Below are 19,926 nucleotides of genomic sequence, written 5' to 3' on the forward strand. Positions count from 1 at the left end.
TTAATATGGATTAAACAACTATTCGGCAATCCGCTCTAATCTAGCCATATAGAAACCATCAAAACCTGAGTCAGCAACACTAATGGTTTCATCTTCTAAGAACGTAAAGTGCTCATTTTCAGCCAAAAACGCATCGACTTGGTCGCGGTTTTCCTCTGGCATAATTGAGCAGGTCGCGTAGATTAATATCCCGCCCACTTTCACCATACGGCTATAACTTTGTAAAATATGCTTTTGCAGTTCAACCAAAACAGGCAGACGATCTGGCGTATCGCGCCATTTAGCATCAGGGTTACGCTTAAGCACCCCAAGTCCTGAGCAAGGAACATCAAGCAGCAATCTATCAGCGCTCAACTTCAAACGTTTTATCGTTTTGCTGCTGGCGATAATACGAGTTTCAACATTACTGGCATTTGCACGACGAGCACGCTGTTTAAGGTTGTCGAGTTTCCACTGCTCAACATCCATCGCCAGCAAACGACCTTTCCCTTTCATCTGAGCTGCAATTGAAAGGGTTTTTCCACCGGCACCGGCACATGCATCAATCACGCGCATGCCAGGTTTGGCATCAACAGCTGCCGCCACCAGTTGAGATCCAGCATCTTGCTGCTCAAACCAACCTTTTTTGAAGCTCTCTGTACGAAATAGTGCAGAATCAGACACCACTTCTAAGGCAGTATCGACACCATCGACCTCGACTGTTTGCACCTGTTCATTTCGCAATTTCTTTGCAAGCTCTTCACGAGTACATTTTAAGATATTGGTACGAATAAAACGCTTAGGCTGAGCATTCAATGCTGCACGCTCTTTAGCCCATGCATCTCCTAACTGAGCTTGTCCCATGGTATCTAACCATTCAGGACAACCATCCCAGAGCGCTGGTTGCAGCTTAGCTTCTTCAAGGCGGGCAAAATATTCAGCTTCAGCAAGAGGCAAAGAGTACTGCAGTTTTGGTAATTCAAGCTCATGAAACAGGTGCCAAGCATTCATCAAACGCGATCCCAAGCGTGAGATCTCCTCAGGCTTCACGTCAGATAGAAAACAATACAGGTTCAAACGACGTAAAATATCTCCGACTACCTTAGTAATACGAGCCTGCTCCGACGGTATAAGTTGAAGACCGGAGAAGTGAACAGAATAAGCTCTATCTAAAGGTTTACCTTCAGATAACACCATATCTAAAATACTGATAACTAATTCTGTTGAGCTAGGGGAAAGCGGAGAGTTAAGCATGATATTGCCTGTTGTAGATGCATAAGAGAAAACGTGAGGATAATAAGAGTTAAGCCTGCAATACGCAAGATATCTCTCCTCCAAAGCACGATTATATATTCAGGACTTGCTCTGACAAATTCAAAAGCGGCCAACTGGCCGCTAATACCAATCGGCAACGGCTAAATACGAGAACCTTTAACACCATAAAATAGGATGAAAGCATAACAGAGGATAGGTAGGAAAAAAGCCTGCTGGATCCCGATAGCATCGGCCGTTATCCCCTGCAGTAGCGGCAAAATTGCGCCACCGACGATAGCCAAGCAGAGAATTCCAGAACCTTGTGATGTATGTGGTCCTAAATCTCGCAGTGCTAGGCTGAAGATGGTGGGAAACATAATTGAGTTAAATAAACCCACAGCTAAGATTGCCCACATTGCAAGACTACCGCTACTGAGCATGGCAACTGCAACCAAAATAGCGGCCATCGCCGCATTAAAGGCTAATACCTTTCCCGCTGCGACTTTTTGCATAACCGCAGAGCCGATAAAGCGCCCTACCATAGCCCCGCCCCAATAATAAGTAATAAGCTGGGCAGCTTCAGCCTCTTTTAATCCCCCAATGTGAGATTCACCTAGAAAGTTAACCAAAAAGCTGCCAATCGACACTTCTGCGCCTACATAGACAAAAATGCCCACGGCGCCTAATACCAAATGTGTTGATTGCAGTGCACCTGTTCTCCCTTTATACGTGACTGTTTCACTGTTATTTGAATCTATGTGTGATCGAATAACAGGTAGTTTTAGCTTGGCAAACACCAAAGCTAACATGGCCAACATGGCGGATAATAAAAGATAAGGCAGTTTAACCACCTCAGCCTCAGCTGAGTGAGCTAAAGCCGATGAGGCTTCTGTGGCTACCGATAAAATGAGCACAGCGCCGAAATAAGGAGCCACTGTCGTCCCCAATGCATTAAACGCTTGGGTTAAATTTAAACGGCTAGATGCCGTCTCACTGCTACCTAACGCATTGACGTAAGGGTTAGCTGCCACCTGCAGTATTGTAATACCTGAAGCTAACACAAATAGTGCGCCAAGGAATAAGCCATAGGTTTCAAACTCTGCAGCGGGGTAAAACAGGGCGCAACCTAAACTTGCAATAATCAACCCAGTGACAATCCCCTTCTGATAGCCAAGTTTGTTAACTAATCGGCCCGCTGGAATAGACACTAAAAAATAAGCACCAAAGAAACAAAACTGGATTAACATCGCTTGGGTATAATTAAGGGAGAAGACGGCCTTAAGATGAGGAATAAGGATATCGTTTAAGCAGGTAATAAAGCCCCACATAAAAAACAGGGACGTTAGAGACACCAAAGCAAATCGATAACTCCCTTCTGTACCTGCTTTATTGGCACTAGAGTCATCAAGTTGCGTGTTGTTGTTATAGAGTGAGGCCATTATTATCTTCCAATTTTATTATCAATTTATTTCACGTTAATACGCCATAGAAGCTTGAGTAAGCGGGCAACAGAAGACCATCTTCTAGCAATCGGCCAGTCAATAACCCATGGCCACTCAGAACCTCAAGTTTCTCCGCCTCGACTTCACCACTCAGGCTAAACCTATATTCAGTGCGCTTATCGCTAAGGTTGAAACAGATAAAATAGCGAATACCGTCAGCTTCACGAATAAAAGCGAGAATGGACTCAGGTGCATCAATAAATTTGATCTCACCTTGAATAAGTGGCGTATGTTCACGTCGCCACAGCAGAAACTGTCGATATGCATTGAGTACTGAATCCTCATTAGACTCCTGTATCGCTACTGATGCTGACAAATGCTCTTTAGCGACAGGAAGCCAAGGCCCTCCATCACTGAAACCTGCCCCCTTATCGCTATCGGTCCAAGGTAGTGGAGTGCGGCATCCATCCCTCCCCTTAAACTTGGGCCAAAAAGCGATACCAAAAGGGTCTTGTAACTGCTCAAAATCAATCGAAGCCTCGGTTAGCCCCAGCTCCTCTCCCTGATAAGTGCAGACACTGCCACGTAGAGAACAGAGCATGGCAGTTAACATCTTCACCAAATTGGGGTCGCTACAGTTTCGTCCCCAGCGTGTTGCCACACGCTGCACATCATGATTTCCAATGGCCCAACAGGGCCATCCATCGCCAATGCTAGCCTCTAATGCTTCGACGGTTTGTCTTATGTAGGCAGCACTAAAATCTTCGGTCAGTAGCTCAAAGCTATAGGCCATATGCAATCGCCCCTCACCTTGGGTGTATTGAGCCATCGTAGAGAGCGAATCTTCTGAGGAGACTTCACCTAAGGTCATAGCGCCTGGATATCTATCCACTAATGCCCTTAGCTCCTCAATAAACCCTAAGGTTTGTGGGCGGGTATTGTTGAAGTAGTGATATTGGTATGCATAAGGGTTGTCCTCACTAAAACCTCGGCCTTGGCGCTTATTTTTTGTCTTAGGCGGATTGTCTCTGAGCTGTTCATCGTGATAACAAAAAGTGATCGCATCTAACCGAAAACCATCGACTCCCTTTTTAAGCCAAAATTCAACATTATCGAGAACCGCTTGTCTTACCTCGGGATGATGGAAATTAAGATCAGGCTGACTCGTTAAAAAGTTATGCAGGTAATACTGCTGGCGCCTAGGTTCCCACTCCCAAGCACAACCACCAAAAATAGCCAACCAGTTATTGGGCGCCGTCCCATCCTCTTTTGGCTCAGCCCATACATACCAATCACTTTTCGCGTTCGACTTGCTTTCACGACTATCGATAAACCACTGATGTTGATCTGATGTATGACTTAACACTTGATCGATCACCACCTTAATACCTAACGCATGCGCCTTATCAATCAGTTTATCGAAATCATTCATCGTGCCGAACATGGGGTCTACATCACGATAGTCACTGATGTCATAACCAAAATCTTTCATTGGTGACTTAAAAAATGGAGAGATCCAAATAGCATCCACATTCAGGCTGGCGATATAATCAAGTTTTTGAATTATACCCTGTAGATCACCAATACCGTCTCCGTTGGTATCAAGCAGACTACGTGGGTAGATCTGATAGATCACCGCACCGCGCCACCAAGAAAGCTGAGTCGAAACCTGAGTCATTGCCGCCCCTAAAAAAATTGATAACCAACTTGAGCACAAAAACTCTAGCCAGTTGCACCCTTGTTATTATTCTGTAAAACACGAAAGTGCTTGTTCGAATGAGTTGAGCATACGTGATCTGGGAAATAGGGTTCAATATCTCTGCATACGTATGCATAACTACCAAGCTAAACAAGGCTAGTAAGACGAAGCAGTAAAACCATTTAAAAACAAAGACAAATATCTTTTTTGATTTAACTTTAATTGGGCTAAATATGGGCAAAAAACACCCATAACATCTCTTGCATATCTTTTGAATACGTATGCATAATATTGTCGTCCCCATTATCCCGAGAGTAGTATCGTCACTGAAATGCAACAAACCAAAAACAGATGCAACAATCAAGCAGCTCTAATTCACAACGACTCATTAAAACCTGTGTATTGCCGTGACTGCCCACAATAAAAATAAGATAAGTAATCGAGTGAAATAAGGGGATAGATGGATGATTCAATTTAAACCTAGCCTACTGACTTTAGCCTTAGTGGCCGCAGGTGCCAGTACGCAAGCCTACGCAGCAGAACCACTTTCGCAAACAGACCAAAATGCAGAAGAAGCGATCGAAGTGATTGAAGTGACGGGGATCAGACGCAGTCTCAAAGAGTCACAATCACTAAAGATGTCATCCTCATCCATTGTTGAAGCGATATCAGCTGAAGATATAGGCAAGCTGCCAGATGTCAGTATTGCCGAATCATTAGCTAGACTTCCAGGTGTTGCCGCTCAGCGACTTGATGGTCGTGCCAATGTGATCTCAATTCGTGGACTCGGCCCAGACTTCACAACCGCAACCTTGAACGGACGTGAACAGGCCTCAGTTAATGACAACCGTGGTGTAGAGTTCGATCAATACCCTTCAGAGTTATTAAATCGCGTGGTTGTTTATAAAACACCCGATGCCTCTGTCATGGCTCAGGCTATTGGTGGCACAGTTGATATGCAAACCATCAGTCCACTAATCCATGGTGAGCAGACCATCGCCGTTTCTCTGCGCGGGGAGCAAAATGATCTCGGTGCACTCAACAGTGACTCCACCGACAAAGGCTACCGCGGTAGCATCTCCTATGTGGATCAATTTGCCGATGACACCTTTGGAATCGCCTTAGGCTATGCACGCATGCAATCACCTAACCAGGAGGAACGCTGGCAAGCTTGGGGTTACCCTGAGCTTGACTATAACCCAGACAACCCAAAAGTATTGGGCGGGGCAAAGCCTTTTGTGCGTTCAAGTGAGCTTGAGCGTGATGGTGTCTTAGCCGTATTTGAATATCAACCCAATGATACTTTTCACTCAGTACTCGATATCTACTACACAAAATTCAATGATGAGCAGCGTCTTCGTGGCATTGAGATCCCTGGACAATGGGGCGCTGGATGGGGAAATGCTGGCATAACAGCCATAGAGAATAGCGATGGACTCGTGACAAATGGCACCATTAATGATGCCGCTGTTATTGTTCGAAACGATATTAATATTCGAGATGCCGACTCATTATCCATTGGCTGGAATAATCAATTTACCATCAGTGAAAACTGGAGTGTCACAGCCGATGTCTCTATGTCACGTGCAAACAGAACCGACATTGGCATGGAGAGCTACAGCGGAACAGGTCGCGGAAATGGTAATGGTGTCACCGACACCTTAGGCTTTGCTTATAATGGCGAAGGCAGCTACAACTTTGCCCACAATTTGGATTACTCAAACCCAGATCTTATCAAACTAGGTGGACCATTTAGCTGGGGAAACCCTATCGGTCCTGATAGCCAAGATGGCTTTATTAACAAGCCAGAGATAGAGGATGAACTAAAATCCCTACGATTAAGCGCTGAGTATATCTTCGATGATGGCTTTGTCAGCAGTATCGAATTTGGCGTTAACCGTACCGATCGCGATAAGAGCAAGCGTGACAACGGCTTCTACCTAACCTTAAAACAGTACCCAGATATGATACGCGTACCTGATCAGTATCTGCTTGCACCCACCTCCCTCGAGTTTTTCGGCATGGGTGACATGCTAAGTTATGACTCATTGGCCTTCTATAATGACGGCAACTACATAGAAACCAATGCAGACACAGTTGATCTCAGCCGTGCAACCAACTCTTGGGATGTCTCAGAGGAGGTCACGACCCTTTTTGTGATGGCGAATCTTGAGACAGAGTTGTTTGGTCTACCTGTTGTTGGTAATGTCGGTTTGCAATCGGTGCACACTGATCAAAGTTCAGAGGGAACGATCGCCACAGTTGACAGCGGAGAGGTGGTAAAAACACCAAATGCTGCTGGTGATACCTATACTGAATGGTTACCTAGCATGAACTTAAGTTTCGAAGTGGCGGAAGATCAGGTCCTTCGTGTTGCAGCAGCCAGAACCTTAACCCGTGCACGTATGGACAAGATGAATGCTAACGTCAACTTTAGCTATAATGCATCACCAACCGATGGCGTCAACTGGACTGGCGGTGCTGGTAATCCTTACCTCAAACCTTGGTTAGCGCGCCAGTATGATATCAGCTATGAGAACTATTTTAGCGATCAAGGCTACTTTGCCTTAGCTCTGTTCTACAAAGATCTTGAAAACTTTGTCTATGATCAGCACTCAAACTTTAATTTTGGTGAGATATTCCCAGATCAACCAGGCAACCCTATCGGTAATGTGACTCAACCTCAAAACGGCGAAGGTGGATACGTGCAAGGGATTGAGGCATCACTCTCTATTGATTTTGGGATGTTTGCCAATGCACTTGAAGGCTTTGGTACTATCTTAAGCGGCAGCTATACCGACAGCGAAGTGAAGGAAACACCGGACAGTGAACCAACCACCCTACCGGGTTTGTCTGAGAAAACCTTTAATGCAACGGTTTATTATGAAACCCGCGGCTTTGAAGCCCGCATCAGCTCTCGCTACCGCTCAGATTTCCTTGGAGAGGTAACGAAGATCAGTTTGCAACGTGAAAACGTGAATATTAAAGCTGAGACTGTCGTAGATGCTCAAATTGGCTATGACTTCTCTGAAAGTGGCATCGATGCGCTTTATGGGCTGTCGGTTCAATTGCAGGTGAATAACTTAACCAATGAACCTTTCACCTCCTATTTTGGTGATGACAAGCGTGAAGTGCGAGATTTCCAGAACTATGGTCGTAACTATATGTTAGGCCTTAATTACAAGTTCTAATCTCCCCTAAACCTCTGTGGCTAGCCGTTCAAGCTCAAGTGTCTCTTTTTATCCGTGAGCATGAACAGTTAGTCACAGAGGGATCATTAAGGAGCTGTGATGCACTCACCCATAAAAAAGATAGTGATTGTCGGAGGAGGAACTGCAGGCTGGATGGCTGCGGCCATGTTGGTGAGGTTTTTAGGGAAGCAGCTCACAATCACTCAAATTGAATCCGATAAGATAGGAACGGTTGGTGTTGGTGAAGCGAGTATCCCTCCCCTAAAGATGTTCAACCAAGCATTGGGCATCGATGAACATGAATTTCTCAAAGCAACAAATGGGACTTACAAACTCGGAATAGAGTTCGATAACTGGGCCAAAGAGGGCGACAGCTACATGCATGCCTTCGGACCGTTAGGCAAAGATCTCGCACTTACCCCTTTTCATCACTATTACCTTAATCACTACCTAAAAAGCGAGCATCAAATATCAGAGCAGTTAGGCAAATACTCACTTAACTACCTTAGCGCTAAAAAAAACAACTTCCAGCCTTTAGACACTATCGCTGGAATCGGTTTATCAGGGCTCACTTACGCCTATCATTTTGATGCTTCACTCTATGCTCAGTACCTCAAAAGTTACAGTAAACAAGCGGGTGTAGACTCGATTGAAGGCCTTGTGATCAACACAAACCTCAACTCAAGCAATGGCGCCATTGACTCTGTCACCTTAGCGAGCGGACAGACTATCGAAGGCGATCTGTTTATTGACTGCTCTGGGTTTAAAGGCTTACTTATAGAGCAAGCACTCAATAGCGGCTATGAAGATTGGCGTCACTGGCTCCCCTGCGACTCAGCCCTTGCTGTCGCAAGTGAGGCAAAAAAGCCTATCAGTCCCTATACCCGCTCAACTGCAAATGAAGCTGGCTGGCAATGGCGCATTCCTCTGCAGAGCAGAACAGGGAACGGAATTGTCTACAGCAGCCAATTTATCAGTGATGAGCAAGCCGAAAAGCTATTGCTTAAACAGTTAGATAGCAAACCACTCTCCCAGCCTCAAAAAATTAATTTTGTCACAGGAAGACGTAAACATCAGTGGCTAAAAAACTGTGTTTCACTTGGGCTTGCTAGTGGTTTTGTAGAGCCATTAGAGTCCACCAGCCTACACTTAGTCCAGTCCGGTATTGTCAGACTACTCAAACTCTTTCCAAGCCAAGAGATGGAACAAGCAAACATTGACCAATACAACCAACAATCTAAGCAGGAGTTTGAACAGATCCGTGATTTTATCATTTTGCATTATCGGTTAAGTGGTCAAAAACAGGCGCCTTTCTGGCTATACTGCCGCGAAATGGCAATTCCAAACTCACTGCAACAGAAACTTGACCTATTCAAAGCCTCTGGTGTTGTCTCTCGATATCAAGATGAACTGTTTACCGAAAACGCTTGGGTACAGGTGATGCTAGGGCAAAGGTTTACGCCTAATGCCTACTCAACACTGACAAAAAACATCAATACAACTCAGAATATTCAGTTTCTGAATGATCTACATAAAATCTTCGACACGACAAGCTCAAAGCTAATGAGCCACGACAGTTACCTGACTCAATATTGCGGCTTAAAGTAACTTCTCTATCTTGCTAAAAAGGATCATTAAATGCTTAACAAGCTGACATTTGGCATATTTTTTACCGCCTCCTTGCTTTTAACCCCCGGTGCAGATGCCCTATCACTTCACTCTCCCCTAAAAGTTGAGCCTATTTCATGGTGGGCAGGCATGCACAACCCCAAATTGCAGTTGATGCTCAATGGAGACAAGATTGGCTCGTTAAAGGTAGATATTAAGGGAGATGACATCACAATATTGGAGACAAAGCGCACTAACAATCCAAATTATCTTTTTATTACCCTGAACTTAGCTGACGCAAAGGCCCAAACATTAGTGTTAAACCTCTTAGATGAACAGGAGATAAAATACACAATTAACTACTCATTACATGAGCGAGCCGAAGGTTCTGCCCAGCGTCAGGGCTTTAGCAATAAGGATGCGATCTACCTGATCACTCCCGACAGATTCGTCAATGGCGATTTTAGTAATGACAATCAAATAGAGATGCTTGAACAGATAGATCGAAATGATAAAGATGGCCGCCACGGCGGTGATATTCAAGGCATTGAGAACAGTTTAGATTATTTGGAAAAACTAGGTGTCACACAACTGTGGATCAATCCACTGCTTGAAAATAATCAGCAAAAATACTCCTATCACGGTTACTCAACCACAGATCACTACCGCATCGACCCTAGGTTTGGCAGTAATGAAACATACAAAGAGCTGGTCAGAAAGGCTAATGACAAAGGCATAGGGATCATTCAAGATATTATCGTCAACCATATCGGTTCAAACCATTGGTGGATGCAAGATCTCCCCAGTTCAACCTGGATAAACGGTATCCATACAAACCAAGATAAGCAGCCAATAAGTTATACCAGTCATAGACGAACCACAGTGCAAGACCCCTACGCAGTAAGCGAAGACCATAGCGAGTTTGTCGATGGCTGGTTTGTCGATACCATGCCAGATCTCAATCAAACCGACCCGTTACTTGCCACTTACCTTATCCAGAACAGTATTTGGTGGGTTGAATATGCCAACTTAAGCGGTATACGTGAAGACACCTACTCCTATGCCGATAAAGCCTTTTTAAGTGATTGGTCTAAGGCGATCATGACTGAATACCCTAATTTTAATATTGTTGGCGAAGAGTGGACTTCAAACCCCATTACTGTCTCCTACTGGCAAGCGGGTAAAGTTAATCAAGACGGCTACATATCTTATCTTCCCAGCTTAATGGACTTCCCTCTCTATGAAGTGATGCTTAAAGCGCTGACACAAGCCGAAAGTTGGGACAGAGGCTTTATCTCTCTTTACGAGATGATGGCTAATGATGTGATTTATGCCAACCCAAGCAATTTAGTTCTTTTTGAGGGCAACCATGATACCAATCGACTCTATAGCTTAATGAATGAAGATCTTAACCTCTTTAAGATGGCCATGACCTACATACTCACCTCTAACCGCATACCTCAACTCTTTTATGGCACAGAGGTGTTAATGACCAGTCCCAAAGAGGGACGTCATGATGGTGAAGTCCGTAGTGACTTTCCTGGTGGTTGGCCAACAGACAAAATCAATGCATTAACAGGTAAAGGGCTAACAGAGAAACAACGCGACGCTCAAGGGTTTGTTAAAACCCTACTGAACTTTCGAAAAAACTCTGCGGCGATCCATAAAGGTTCACTTAAACATTACGTGCCAATCGACGGGATTTATGTCTATTTCCGCTCCCTTAACGATGAAACTCTGATGGTTATCATGAACAAAAATGACAAACCAGTGCAACTGACAAGCAAACGATTTAAAGCCCAGTTAGATGGATTTAGCAGAGCAACTGAAGTACTGACAGATACCAAGATAGCGATTAGCTCTGCAGAGGGGGCCAGCATCTCAGTCCCTGCGCGCGGCGTTCTGTTACTATCACTCACAGATTAATCGGGGCCAAAGTGTGGAATTAATATCAAGAAAAGAGAGTCAAACATCAACACTAAACGCGATAAAGTTGCCTGCAATTGTGTTAGCACTTTCACTGTTTGCAATGCCTCACATCTCTTTTGCTGGCGTGCCACTGACGACAACTCTGACAGTGCCCAAGCAGGCCCATGACTCTTTTGTTAATAAACAGGCTGTTAATAAGCCAGTTGTTTATCAAGTTTTCACCCGCTTATTTGGCAATAAAAACACCACCAATAAGCCTTGGGGAACACTTGAGGAAAACGGTGTTGGTAAGTTTGCAGACTTTGATAGTGCCGCCCTACAGAGCATAAAATCCTTAGGCGTCACTCACATTTGGTATACGGGAGTTCCCCATCACGCCTTAGTTAATGACTACAGTGAGTTGGGGATAAGTATGGACGATCCTGATGTAGTCAAAGGACGCGCAGGCTCGCCTTACGCAGTAAAAGATTACTATAACGTCAACCCAGACCTTGCTATCGATCCCGCCAACAGACTAGATGAGTTTTCAGCGCTCATTGCAAGAACCCACGAGCATGGGATGAAGGTGATCATCGATATCGTGCCAAACCATGTGGCAAGAAACTATCACTCCATTTCAAAGCCTGATGGCGTCACAGATTTTGGGCAAAATGATAATACCCAGCTTGAGTACGCCAGAAACAACAACTTCTATTATGTCGTTAATACACCATTTAGCGTATCAGATGCCGATATTCAAACACCATTAGGGGGTGATTTTCATCCACTAAGCGACGGGAAATTTAATGAGTTTCCCGCCAAATGGACCGGCAACGGCTCCCGCTTGGCAAAGCCCAATGGCCATGACTGGTATGAAACGGTGAAGATAAATTACGGCATAAAACCTGATGGTAGCCACGACTTCCCCACTCTACCAGATCATCTTGCCCTGCAAGATACCAGAGCCCATTTCACCTTCTGGCAAGGGGTAGATAACCAACAGATCCCCAACTCTTGGATCAAGTTCAAACAGATCACTGAATTTTGGCTTAGTCTAGGCGTTGATGGCTTTCGCTATGATATGGCTGAGATGGTACCTGTCGCATTTTGGAGTTACCTAAACAGTAACATTAAACAGATTAATCCTGATGCATTCCTGCTCGCAGAGGTTTACGACCCAAACCTTTATCGTGATTATATTCATCTTGGCAAGATGGATCACCTCTATGACAAAGTGGGACTCTATGACACCTTAAAAGCAATTATTCATGGCGAAGAAACAACCTCAGCCATCGAGATAGATAGGTTAAATGTGGCGGATATCGACAGTCACATGCTGCATTTTTTAGAGAACCACGACGAGCAGCGTATCGCCAGTCCTGATTTTGCAGATGATCCCATTAAAGCCTTGCCCGCCATGGTAGTCTCAACCACGATTAGTCGCTCACCAACACTTATCTACTTCGGACAGGAACTCGGTGAAGATGGCAGTGAAAGTGCAGGATTTGGCGCTCCAACACGTACCAGTATTTTTGATTACATCGGCGTTCCCGCACACCAAGGCTACATGAACGGTGGAAAGTTTGATGGTGGACAATCTACAGATGATGAGCTAAATCTACGTGATTTTTATGCTCGGCTATTAAATTTAAGTCATAGTGCTCCAGCACTTTTGGGGGAATACGCCCCAATGACTACCAAGAATAATGCCCTATTTGCCTTTACCCGTTACAACCAATCTCAGCAGCTACTTATTATCGTTAACTTCTCAGACAAGCCCCAAGATATTGCACTTGTCATTCCAGCGCATCTCACTGAGCAATGGAATTTAACACAAGCTAGTTATCAATTAAGCGATCTACTCAGTGAAGGTAACCCTATAGCCAGTGAACAGCTGGCTATCAAAGGCAATAAAGCTGAGATCGCTCTGAGACTCAAGCCATTTGGCTCAAAAGTGTTATCGATACAACACAAGGCTAACCAAGACAGAAGTGGCCACTAGAAACGTAGAAGGCTCAGGTAATGACAACCTGAGCCTTCGCTATTTTAATTAGTTTTATACCTATTAACTTTATACCTATAGGTACAAGGTATTATCTCTTACTGTCTGTCCAAGGATTAAAACCTGCTTGAGTGTTACTTTCTGCAGCTTCAGTACTTTTTCCATTTCCTGAACGGTTCGATGGTTTAATGCTACTTTTCGATTTTGATCTTACAACGCCTGGTTTAGCGCTTTTCTCAGATTTAATCCGCTTTCCATCTTCGTCACGTTGTGATTTAGGCACATAATTTAATACCGAAACGGGCACCTCTTTTCTAGGTGAAAACCCCTCTATAACTCGACGCTCAAGCAGATGATCTAACCGGCTCTCAATCATGCACAGATTTTTAAAGTCATCTTTTGAAACCAAAGAGATCGCTTCACCAGATGAGCCTGCACGGCCCGTACGGCCAATTCGATGAACATACTCATCAGCAGGAAAAGGTAAATCGTAGTTAATTACCAAAGGTAACTCGTCGATGTCGATACCACGAGCAGAGATCCCAGTGGAGATCAGATACTTTATCTTGCCAGATTTAAAATCTGCCAAGATCTGCTCACGAATAGCCTGTGTACGACCACTATGAATACACTCAGCTTCGATGCCACGCTTTTCAAGCTGACTCACTAATTTTGCTGCACCATGTTTAGTCTCAATGAAGATCAGTGCCTGTGGCCAATTTTGATCATTTATCAAATGACTGAGCAGCGCAGATTTCTTATCTTTATCGACAGTGGTGATCCACTGCTCGATATTTGGCTTACCCTCACTCTCTTTATTAAATGAGAGTTGAATGGCATCAGAAACTGTCTCTTTAGCAAGCTCCCTCACCTGTCTGGAGAGTGTTGCCGAAAATAACAAGTTCTGCCTCTGCTCAGGCAGTGTATCGATAATCTTAGTAATATCTTCGATAAACCCCATATCCAACATTCTATCGGCTTCATCAAGCACGAGCAGTGTTGTTTCATCGAAATGAATTGCACGTTGGGTATAGAGATCTCGCAAGCGTCCTGGTGTTGCCACAACAATATCGACACCATCAATTAACGCCTGTTTCTGTGGCGCATAATCGACACCACCATAGATGGCAATAGCATTAAGATTTAGATGTTTACCATAAAGCCCAATACTCTTACACACTTGAACTGCCAACTCTCGTGTTGGCGTCAAAATCAGAGCGCGAGCGCGCTTCTTACGTTGAGTCTCACCACCAGATAACAGTTCAAGAATAGGTAACACAAAAGAAGCCGTTTTCCCGCTACCAGTTTGTGCCGCAGCAATGAGATTTTTACCTTTAAGGGCTAGCGGGATCGCCTCAGCCTGAATGGGCGTCGGTGTGGTATAACCCAATTCAGTTACGGCATTTAAAATAGGTTCACTTAATCCAAGTTTGGAAAATGGCATGGGAGATCTCAGGTAAAATTAAAATAATCACACTGTCTGGCTGGAAGCAAAAACAGAAGTGCTAAAAAGTTAAGCAGGCGGATTATAACAGCAAACAGGGATTCTTTGTCTAACCACGAAGGTGAGCCAGCCCCCTTTTGTTGGCATAATAACTCCAATCAACCGCTAATCGCTGACAAATTAATAATCTCGCCCTTTGACACCCTCAACTCCACCATTTTTCTCATCGAAGGTTTATCGCTCATCGCTTGTAAAGGTGCCCTTTCATTGTAAGTGACTGTGATGCTGTAGGGTGAATCGAAAGGCTCCGATGGCTCAATATGTTTTATCTCAACTCTATCACCAACAAACTCACTATCAAGATGTGAGAGTTTATTGGTTTGATAATCGATATTAAACAGACCTAGATACCAGAACACACCTGAGCCCTGTGTTGTGACGGCAAATGGAGCGACAAAGGTAAAAAGCGCTTTGTCATTATCGAAATGTTTCGCGCTAGTGGCTGTCGACTCTTCAGGGAAGTTTAATGGTGTGATTTTATAATAATCAAGTAACACACTCCCCCTTACCTCCCCATGCTGGTAACTCCCAGCGGCAAGCTCACTATTATCTTGATTTTCATGTTCATCACCATCAAGAAAATGCGTCAAAGCAACAAGGCTATTAGAATCTGGTAGCATGATATTAAACGGGGTAGTAGTTTGAAGGCTAAACAGTTTACGCATCACAAGAGAAGACTCTGGGGTATCAGCTGTAAATATCCCCTCCCTTAATGCTGCACTTTTCTCCTCATTCTTGGCTTTGTTTTCAAGTATTACCGCCTCATCATAAGGTAAAACAGTACCATCAGACATCTCGATATAGATATCGTCATCAGTCAAATTAAAACGGTATACTCCCGCTAAGATCACACTAGCAAATACAATGCTCAAACTAAGCGCCACGAATTTTAACACTTTCATCATTCTTCCTTCTGAGTACTGCAAATATCATGAGCAGTTTCCTTCGCTAAATGATGTAGCAGTATTACAGAGTCGTAAACAAAAGTGAGTAGCAGTGCAGTAGATTAAACGCAAAACCAACCGTTTTTTTACTTTTTGTCAGCTTAAGTTCAGGTTAACTTAGTCTTGTGCAGTGATTACTGCTGCGACAAAACTAATTTCAACCAAGTAACTTGGATCCGCCAACTCAACTTTTACGCAAGCCCTACTCGGTGCACAACCTTGGGGGAACCAAGCCTCCCACTCCTCATTAAGCTGCTGCATATGAGAAAAGTCAGTGACATAAATAGTAGCCGATAAAATACGCGACTTATGACTATTGACTTGGGATAGGGTCAATTCAGCTTGAGCAAATATCTGTTTAACCTGCTCTCTAATATTCGCACTTGTATCGTTGGCAATCTCAACAAAGTGCGCCATGTTATTAAATACTGTGGCATCTGACCAACGTGGGGTTGGGTTTAAACGTTGAATATCCATTTATCTATCTCAAAAATAAAAGGGGATAATACAAGCATTCCTGAATGTGAAAAGCGAAAGATCTGCGAAGCTGGCAAGATTTACCATTTCTGTGAATTAAGCCAAGGTTTTTAGCTATGCCAGCATACTCAGATATCATTTCACGATATTCAAGCACACAAACTTTACACTTAGTTCAAAGTTGAATTACCAATATATTTTTACCAATCCTAATCTTACCGTACAATGCTAACAACTTAATCTAACGGTATTTTTTATGGCTCCTATAGTTTGTAACAGTGCACTCGAAGCCGTTTCATTGATCCAAAATAATGAAACACTCTGGACTCACTCAATGGGAGCAACACCTAAGGTTTTACTTGATGCTTTAGCTAAGCATGCACTAAACCGTCAGGGGTTATCCCTGCTACAACTGCATACCGAGGGCGCTGAATCACTCAGTAACAGTAACCTTAAAGGCCACCTTAGGCATAGATGTTACTTTGGAGGTTCGCCCACTCGTCAGCAACTTCAACATGGAGATGCTGATTATGTCCCCATCTTTCTCTCAGAAGTGCCCAAGCTATTTCGCTCTGGCGAACAGAAAATTGATACAGCCTTGATACAAGTATCTCCCCCCGACAAACATGGGCTCTGCTCACTGGGGATCTCAGTTGAAGCCAGTTTAGCCGCTTGTCAGGTCGCCAAAAAGATTATCGCTCACATCAACCCCTTAATGCCCCGAACCCATGGTGATGGATTTATTCATTACGAGCAGTTCTCTGCAGTCTTTGAATCAAGCTCTCCTCTACCTCTACACTCTTTTGCAACAAGTGATGAGATCAGCATGACAATTGGAAAGAACGTTGCCAAGCTAGTCAGGGATGGAGATTGTTTACAGATGGGGATCGGTGCAATTCCTGATGCTGTACTGGCATGTTTAGGCAGCCATAAAAACTTAGGAGTGCATACCGAACTCTTCTCAGATGGGGTATTGGAGCTGGTAAAAAAAGGAGTCATTAATAATAGTAAGAAAAAAATTTACCCAGGGAAAATTGTCACAGGTTTTGCCTTAGGAACCCAAGCTCTATATGATTTTGTCGATGATAACCCTGCTGTTATCTTCATGGATATAGAACAGGTAAACGATACCGCGGTCATACGTAAAAACCCCAATGTCATGGCAATTAACTCAGCACTTCAAATTGATATTTCAGGACAGGTTTGTGCGGACTCTCTTGGTACTAAGATCTATTCAGGAGTCGGTGGACAAATGGACTTTATACGTGGTGCGGGTTTATCTGAAGGTGGCCGCTCAGTTATTGCGCTGCCCAGCACAGCTGAAGACGGTAAAGTATCTAGGATCACCACACTCCTTTCACCAGGTGCAGGGGTTGTGACAACAAGAGCGCATGTGCACTACATTGTCACTGAATTTGGTATTGCTAACCTTCGTGGGCGCTCTTTACTTGAAAGAGCGAAGGCCTTGATTGAGATTGCACACCCAAAATTCAGAGAACAGCTTTACATAGACACTAAGGAGCTGTGGAAATTAGATGTTTAGAAGCTATGTATTTATTTCACACCATATGCCGTCGCAGTAACCTTAATACATTGCACCGAATAACCAAGCTCAAATCTATACTCATCGTCAATTGCAATGTCGGTCAAAATAACCGTTCCCTCTATCTTCCCCTTTGCATCATCAATAGCAAAATGGGTTGATGCTGAATTTTCATAAGGAATAAAATACAACACGGATGTTTGGCAACTCTCCCCCGAAACCAGACCTAAATGGACTAGTGGTTCATCACTGCTCTTAAATGTCTGCGTGGTGAATGTGCCATGATTAGCCAAGTTACATGCCGACAACATAATCAAGGGCAGCAAAAGCAATAAACTGTTATTTTTCAAAGCCTCTCCCTAAGGTTACCCCTTATGCAAGGTTATCACAGTGATACCTAGGGGTTAACGGAAAATCATGAATACGTATGCAACAAGTTGTATCAATATCAAGGCCAAGGTTAAATAAATGACACTTCATTGTTTGCTTAAAAATATAGAGTGCTAATGCAGCAAACACATTTAGATTGCCAATAAGTTTAGGTGACGAGTGTATTTAGGAGAGTGCTCATCAGTTAGATAAGCTTAACTTTAAAGAGCCGGCTCTATTTCTCCTAATTTAGATAAACATGACCCTATTTAGCATAAAAACTATAAGAGAAAAAATGGATGTCAGAAAACTCAAGCCTTGCCAATACGGCTCAACAGTCAGAGCAACATGAGCAGATAAAGACTCTGCAATCTAACGGAAGTAACCTAGCTAATAGGCAAAAACCTGAACTTAGTTTCTGGCAAATCTTCAATATGTGCTTTGGTTTCCTTGGGATCCAATTTGGCTTTGCCCTTCAAAACGCCAATGTGAGCCGCATTTTTCAAACATTAGGTGCGTCGATCGACGAGATCCCTATTTTGTGGATCGCGGCGCCACTAACAGGCCTATTAGTTCAGCCAATTATCGGCTACATGAGTGACAATACTTGGGGAAAGCTAGGTAGACGTCGACCCTATTTCCTTATTGGAGCCGTATTAACTACTCTTGCCATCGTCATCATGCCGCACTCCCCCACTCTGTGGATTGCAGCAGGTATGCTGTGGATCATGGATGCCTCTATCAATATTGCCATGGAGCCCTTCAGAGCCTTTGTTGGAGATAATCTGCCTAACCGTCAGCGTACTTTAGGCTTTGCCATGCAGAGTTTCTTTATCGGTGTCGGCGCAGTCATTGCCTCTGCACTCCCCTATATACTGACTAATCTCTTTGATGTGCCCAACACTGCGCCTGCTGGCGAGATTGCAGACTCAGTCCGCTATGCCTTCTATTTTGGCGGGGCCGTATTGTTTATTGCGGTGCTATGGACGGTTATCTCAACAAAGGAGTACTCTCCAGAGGAGCTTAAGGCATTTGAGCAATACAGTAGTGAAAGTCTCAAAACAGATAAACCTCATACACGTACCGAGCAGCACTATCGCTTTGCATCCATAATATGGACCGCAACAGGACTTATCCTCACCCTGATTATTTGGATACAAGCGCTTGATAAACAACTGCTGATTTTAAGCTTAGGAGTATTCTCTTTTGGTCCACTTCAGCTCTACTGCGCCGTAAAGCTAAAACGACTTAGCCAGCAGAACAACCAATTAAATAATCAACAAGACAAGAAGCAGACACGTGCTCAACTAGGTATGGTATTTAGTCTGGTAGATGATCTATTCAACATGCCAAAAGCGATGCACCAGCTGGCTCTTGTTCAATTCTTCTCTTGGTTTGCTCTATTTTCCATGTGGATCTACACCACAGCAGCCGTCACTGATTATCATTATGACACTCAAGATGTACTCTCAAAAGCCTATAATGACGGCGCTGATTGGGTAGGTATTTTATTTGCTTCCTATAATGGTTTCTCAGCATTAGCCGCCATCTTAATCCCTTTTCTAGTGATTGCGTTAGGCTTAAAAAAAGCCCATATGCTCAACCTTTTTTGTGGTGGCTTTGGCCTGATAAGCTTCTATTTTATCAAAGATCCAAACTTGCTTTGGCTGCCTATGATTGGCGTCGGAATAGCATGGGCATCCATACTCTCAATCCCCTATGCTCTGCTGTCAAATATGCTTCCAGCAGGAAAAATGGGAGTATATATGGGCATTTTTAACTTCTTTATTGTGATACCTCAACTGCTCGCAGCCAGCGTACTCGGCGTTATTCTTAATCTCGTATTTGAGGGGCAACCTATTTTCGCCCTCATTATTGCTGGCAGTTTAATGATGATCGCAGGAGTGAGTGTCTTGTTTGTCAAAACACCTGCCACTGAGATAACGGTTAAATAACGGCTAAGCAAAAGCTCATACTCTATCAATCAAAATCCAGTACCGACCTAA

13 protein-coding genes are annotated in these 19,926 nt (G+C 43.8%); 6 read left to right on the plus strand and 7 right to left on the minus strand.

Features of this window, described 5'->3' with window-relative positions; all coding sequences use genetic code 11:
• Nucleotides 1–18: 18 nt before the first annotated feature.
• The 3 genes from K0625_RS13780 to K0625_RS13790 form a co-directional block, all read right to left on the minus strand.
• The gene (locus K0625_RS13780; RefSeq protein ID WP_220110224.1) at nucleotides 19–1,233 is read right to left on the minus strand and encodes an RsmB/NOP family class I SAM-dependent RNA methyltransferase; all 1,215 of its coding nucleotides are present in this window, start codon (nucleotides 1,231–1,233) and stop codon (nucleotides 19–21) included.
• A gap of 161 nt (nucleotides 1,234–1,394) precedes the next feature.
• Nucleotides 1,395–2,672 (minus strand): sugar MFS transporter, encoded by a 1,278-nt coding sequence (locus K0625_RS13785; protein ID WP_220110225.1) that lies wholly within the window; start codon nucleotides 2,670–2,672, stop codon nucleotides 1,395–1,397.
• Between the two features lie 31 nt (nucleotides 2,673–2,703).
• The gene (locus K0625_RS13790; RefSeq protein WP_220110226.1) at nucleotides 2,704–4,353 is read right to left on the minus strand and encodes an alpha-glucosidase; all 1,650 of its coding nucleotides are present in this window, start codon (nucleotides 4,351–4,353) and stop codon (nucleotides 2,704–2,706) included.
• 485 nt (nucleotides 4,354–4,838) lie between these two features.
• On the opposite strand from K0625_RS13790, the gene K0625_RS13795 reads away from it, so the two are divergent.
• The 4 genes from K0625_RS13795 (at nucleotide 4,839) to K0625_RS13810 (ending at nucleotide 13,083) form a co-directional block, all read left to right on the plus strand.
• Complete coding sequence (locus K0625_RS13795) at nucleotides 4,839–7,565, plus strand: TonB-dependent receptor (protein ID WP_220110227.1); 2,727 nt, start codon at nucleotides 4,839–4,841, stop codon at nucleotides 7,563–7,565.
• A gap of 99 nt (nucleotides 7,566–7,664) precedes the next feature.
• On the plus strand, nucleotides 7,665–9,173 hold the full coding sequence (locus tag K0625_RS13800; RefSeq protein WP_220110228.1) for a tryptophan halogenase family protein: 1,509 nt from the start codon (nucleotides 7,665–7,667) through the stop codon (nucleotides 9,171–9,173).
• Nucleotides 9,174–9,203: 30 nt separating this feature from the next.
• Nucleotides 9,204–11,099 (plus strand): glycoside hydrolase family 13 protein, encoded by a 1,896-nt coding sequence (locus K0625_RS13805; protein ID WP_220110229.1) that lies wholly within the window; start codon nucleotides 9,204–9,206, stop codon nucleotides 11,097–11,099.
• Nucleotides 11,100–11,112: 13 nt separating this feature from the next.
• Nucleotides 11,113–13,083, plus strand: a complete 1,971-nt coding sequence (locus K0625_RS13810; protein WP_220110230.1) for an alpha-amylase family protein — start codon at nucleotides 11,113–11,115, stop codon at nucleotides 13,081–13,083.
• Nucleotides 13,084–13,174: 91 nt separating this feature from the next.
• Here K0625_RS13810 and K0625_RS13815 read toward each other — a convergent pair whose 3' ends face one another.
• The 3 genes from K0625_RS13815 to K0625_RS13825 all read right to left on the minus strand — a co-directional run bounded on the left by K0625_RS13815 (nucleotide 13,175) and on the right by K0625_RS13825 (nucleotide 16,008).
• The gene (locus K0625_RS13815) at nucleotides 13,175–14,527 is read right to left on the minus strand and encodes a DEAD/DEAH box helicase (protein ID WP_220110231.1); all 1,353 of its coding nucleotides are present in this window, start codon (nucleotides 14,525–14,527) and stop codon (nucleotides 13,175–13,177) included.
• Nucleotides 14,528–14,685: 158 nt separating this feature from the next.
• Nucleotides 14,686–15,492, minus strand: a complete 807-nt coding sequence (locus K0625_RS13820) for a hypothetical protein (protein WP_232847094.1) — start codon at nucleotides 15,490–15,492, stop codon at nucleotides 14,686–14,688.
• A gap of 156 nt (nucleotides 15,493–15,648) precedes the next feature.
• The gene (locus tag K0625_RS13825; RefSeq protein ID WP_220110232.1) at nucleotides 15,649–16,008 is read right to left on the minus strand and encodes a RidA family protein; all 360 of its coding nucleotides are present in this window, start codon (nucleotides 16,006–16,008) and stop codon (nucleotides 15,649–15,651) included.
• A 256-nt stretch (nucleotides 16,009–16,264) separates the two neighbouring features.
• Here K0625_RS13825 and K0625_RS13830 point away from each other — a divergent pair, with 256 nt between their 5' ends.
• Nucleotides 16,265–17,551, plus strand: coding sequence for an acetyl-CoA hydrolase/transferase family protein (locus tag K0625_RS13830; RefSeq protein WP_220110233.1), 1,287 nt, complete (start codon nucleotides 16,265–16,267; stop codon nucleotides 17,549–17,551).
• A gap of 11 nt (nucleotides 17,552–17,562) precedes the next feature.
• Here K0625_RS13830 and K0625_RS13835 read toward each other — a convergent pair whose 3' ends face one another.
• Complete coding sequence (locus tag K0625_RS13835) at nucleotides 17,563–17,901, minus strand: hypothetical protein (RefSeq protein WP_232847095.1); 339 nt, start codon at nucleotides 17,899–17,901, stop codon at nucleotides 17,563–17,565.
• Between the two features lie 318 nt (nucleotides 17,902–18,219).
• Between K0625_RS13835 and K0625_RS13840 the strand changes: the two genes are divergently transcribed.
• Nucleotides 18,220–19,875, plus strand: coding sequence for an MFS transporter (locus K0625_RS13840; RefSeq protein ID WP_220110234.1), 1,656 nt, complete (start codon nucleotides 18,220–18,222; stop codon nucleotides 19,873–19,875).
• Nucleotides 19,876–19,926 lie beyond the last annotated feature (51 nt).

The sequence above is a fragment of the Shewanella nanhaiensis genome, assembly GCF_019457885.1.
GTDB lineage: Bacteria > Pseudomonadota > Gammaproteobacteria > Enterobacterales > Shewanellaceae > Shewanella > Shewanella nanhaiensis.

Bases quoted from the DNA above. Each gene is read 5' to 3' on its own strand.
- K0625_RS13780 (WP_220110224.1), bottom strand. From the start codon at position 1,233: ATGCTTAACTCTCCGCTTTCCCCTAGCTCAACAGAATTAGTTATCAGT.
- K0625_RS13785 (WP_220110225.1), bottom strand. From the start codon at position 2,672: ATGGCCTCACTCTATAACAACAACACGCAACTTGATGACTCTAGTGCC.
- K0625_RS13790 (WP_220110226.1), bottom strand. From the start codon at position 4,353: ATGACTCAGGTTTCGACTCAGCTTTCTTGGTGGCGCGGTGCGGTGATC.
- K0625_RS13795 (WP_220110227.1), top strand. From the start codon at position 4,839: ATGATTCAATTTAAACCTAGCCTACTGACTTTAGCCTTAGTGGCCGCA.
- K0625_RS13800 (WP_220110228.1), top strand. From the start codon at position 7,665: ATGCACTCACCCATAAAAAAGATAGTGATTGTCGGAGGAGGAACTGCA.
- K0625_RS13805 (WP_220110229.1), top strand. From the start codon at position 9,204: ATGCTTAACAAGCTGACATTTGGCATATTTTTTACCGCCTCCTTGCTT.
- K0625_RS13815 (WP_220110231.1), bottom strand. From the start codon at position 14,527: ATGCCATTTTCCAAACTTGGATTAAGTGAACCTATTTTAAATGCCGTA.
- K0625_RS13820 (WP_232847094.1), bottom strand. From the start codon at position 15,492: ATGATGAAAGTGTTAAAATTCGTGGCGCTTAGTTTGAGCATTGTATTT.
- K0625_RS13825 (WP_220110232.1), bottom strand. From the start codon at position 16,008: ATGGATATTCAACGTTTAAACCCAACCCCACGTTGGTCAGATGCCACA.
- K0625_RS13830 (WP_220110233.1), top strand. From the start codon at position 16,265: ATGGCTCCTATAGTTTGTAACAGTGCACTCGAAGCCGTTTCATTGATC.
- K0625_RS13840 (WP_220110234.1), top strand. From the start codon at position 18,220: ATGTCAGAAAACTCAAGCCTTGCCAATACGGCTCAACAGTCAGAGCAA.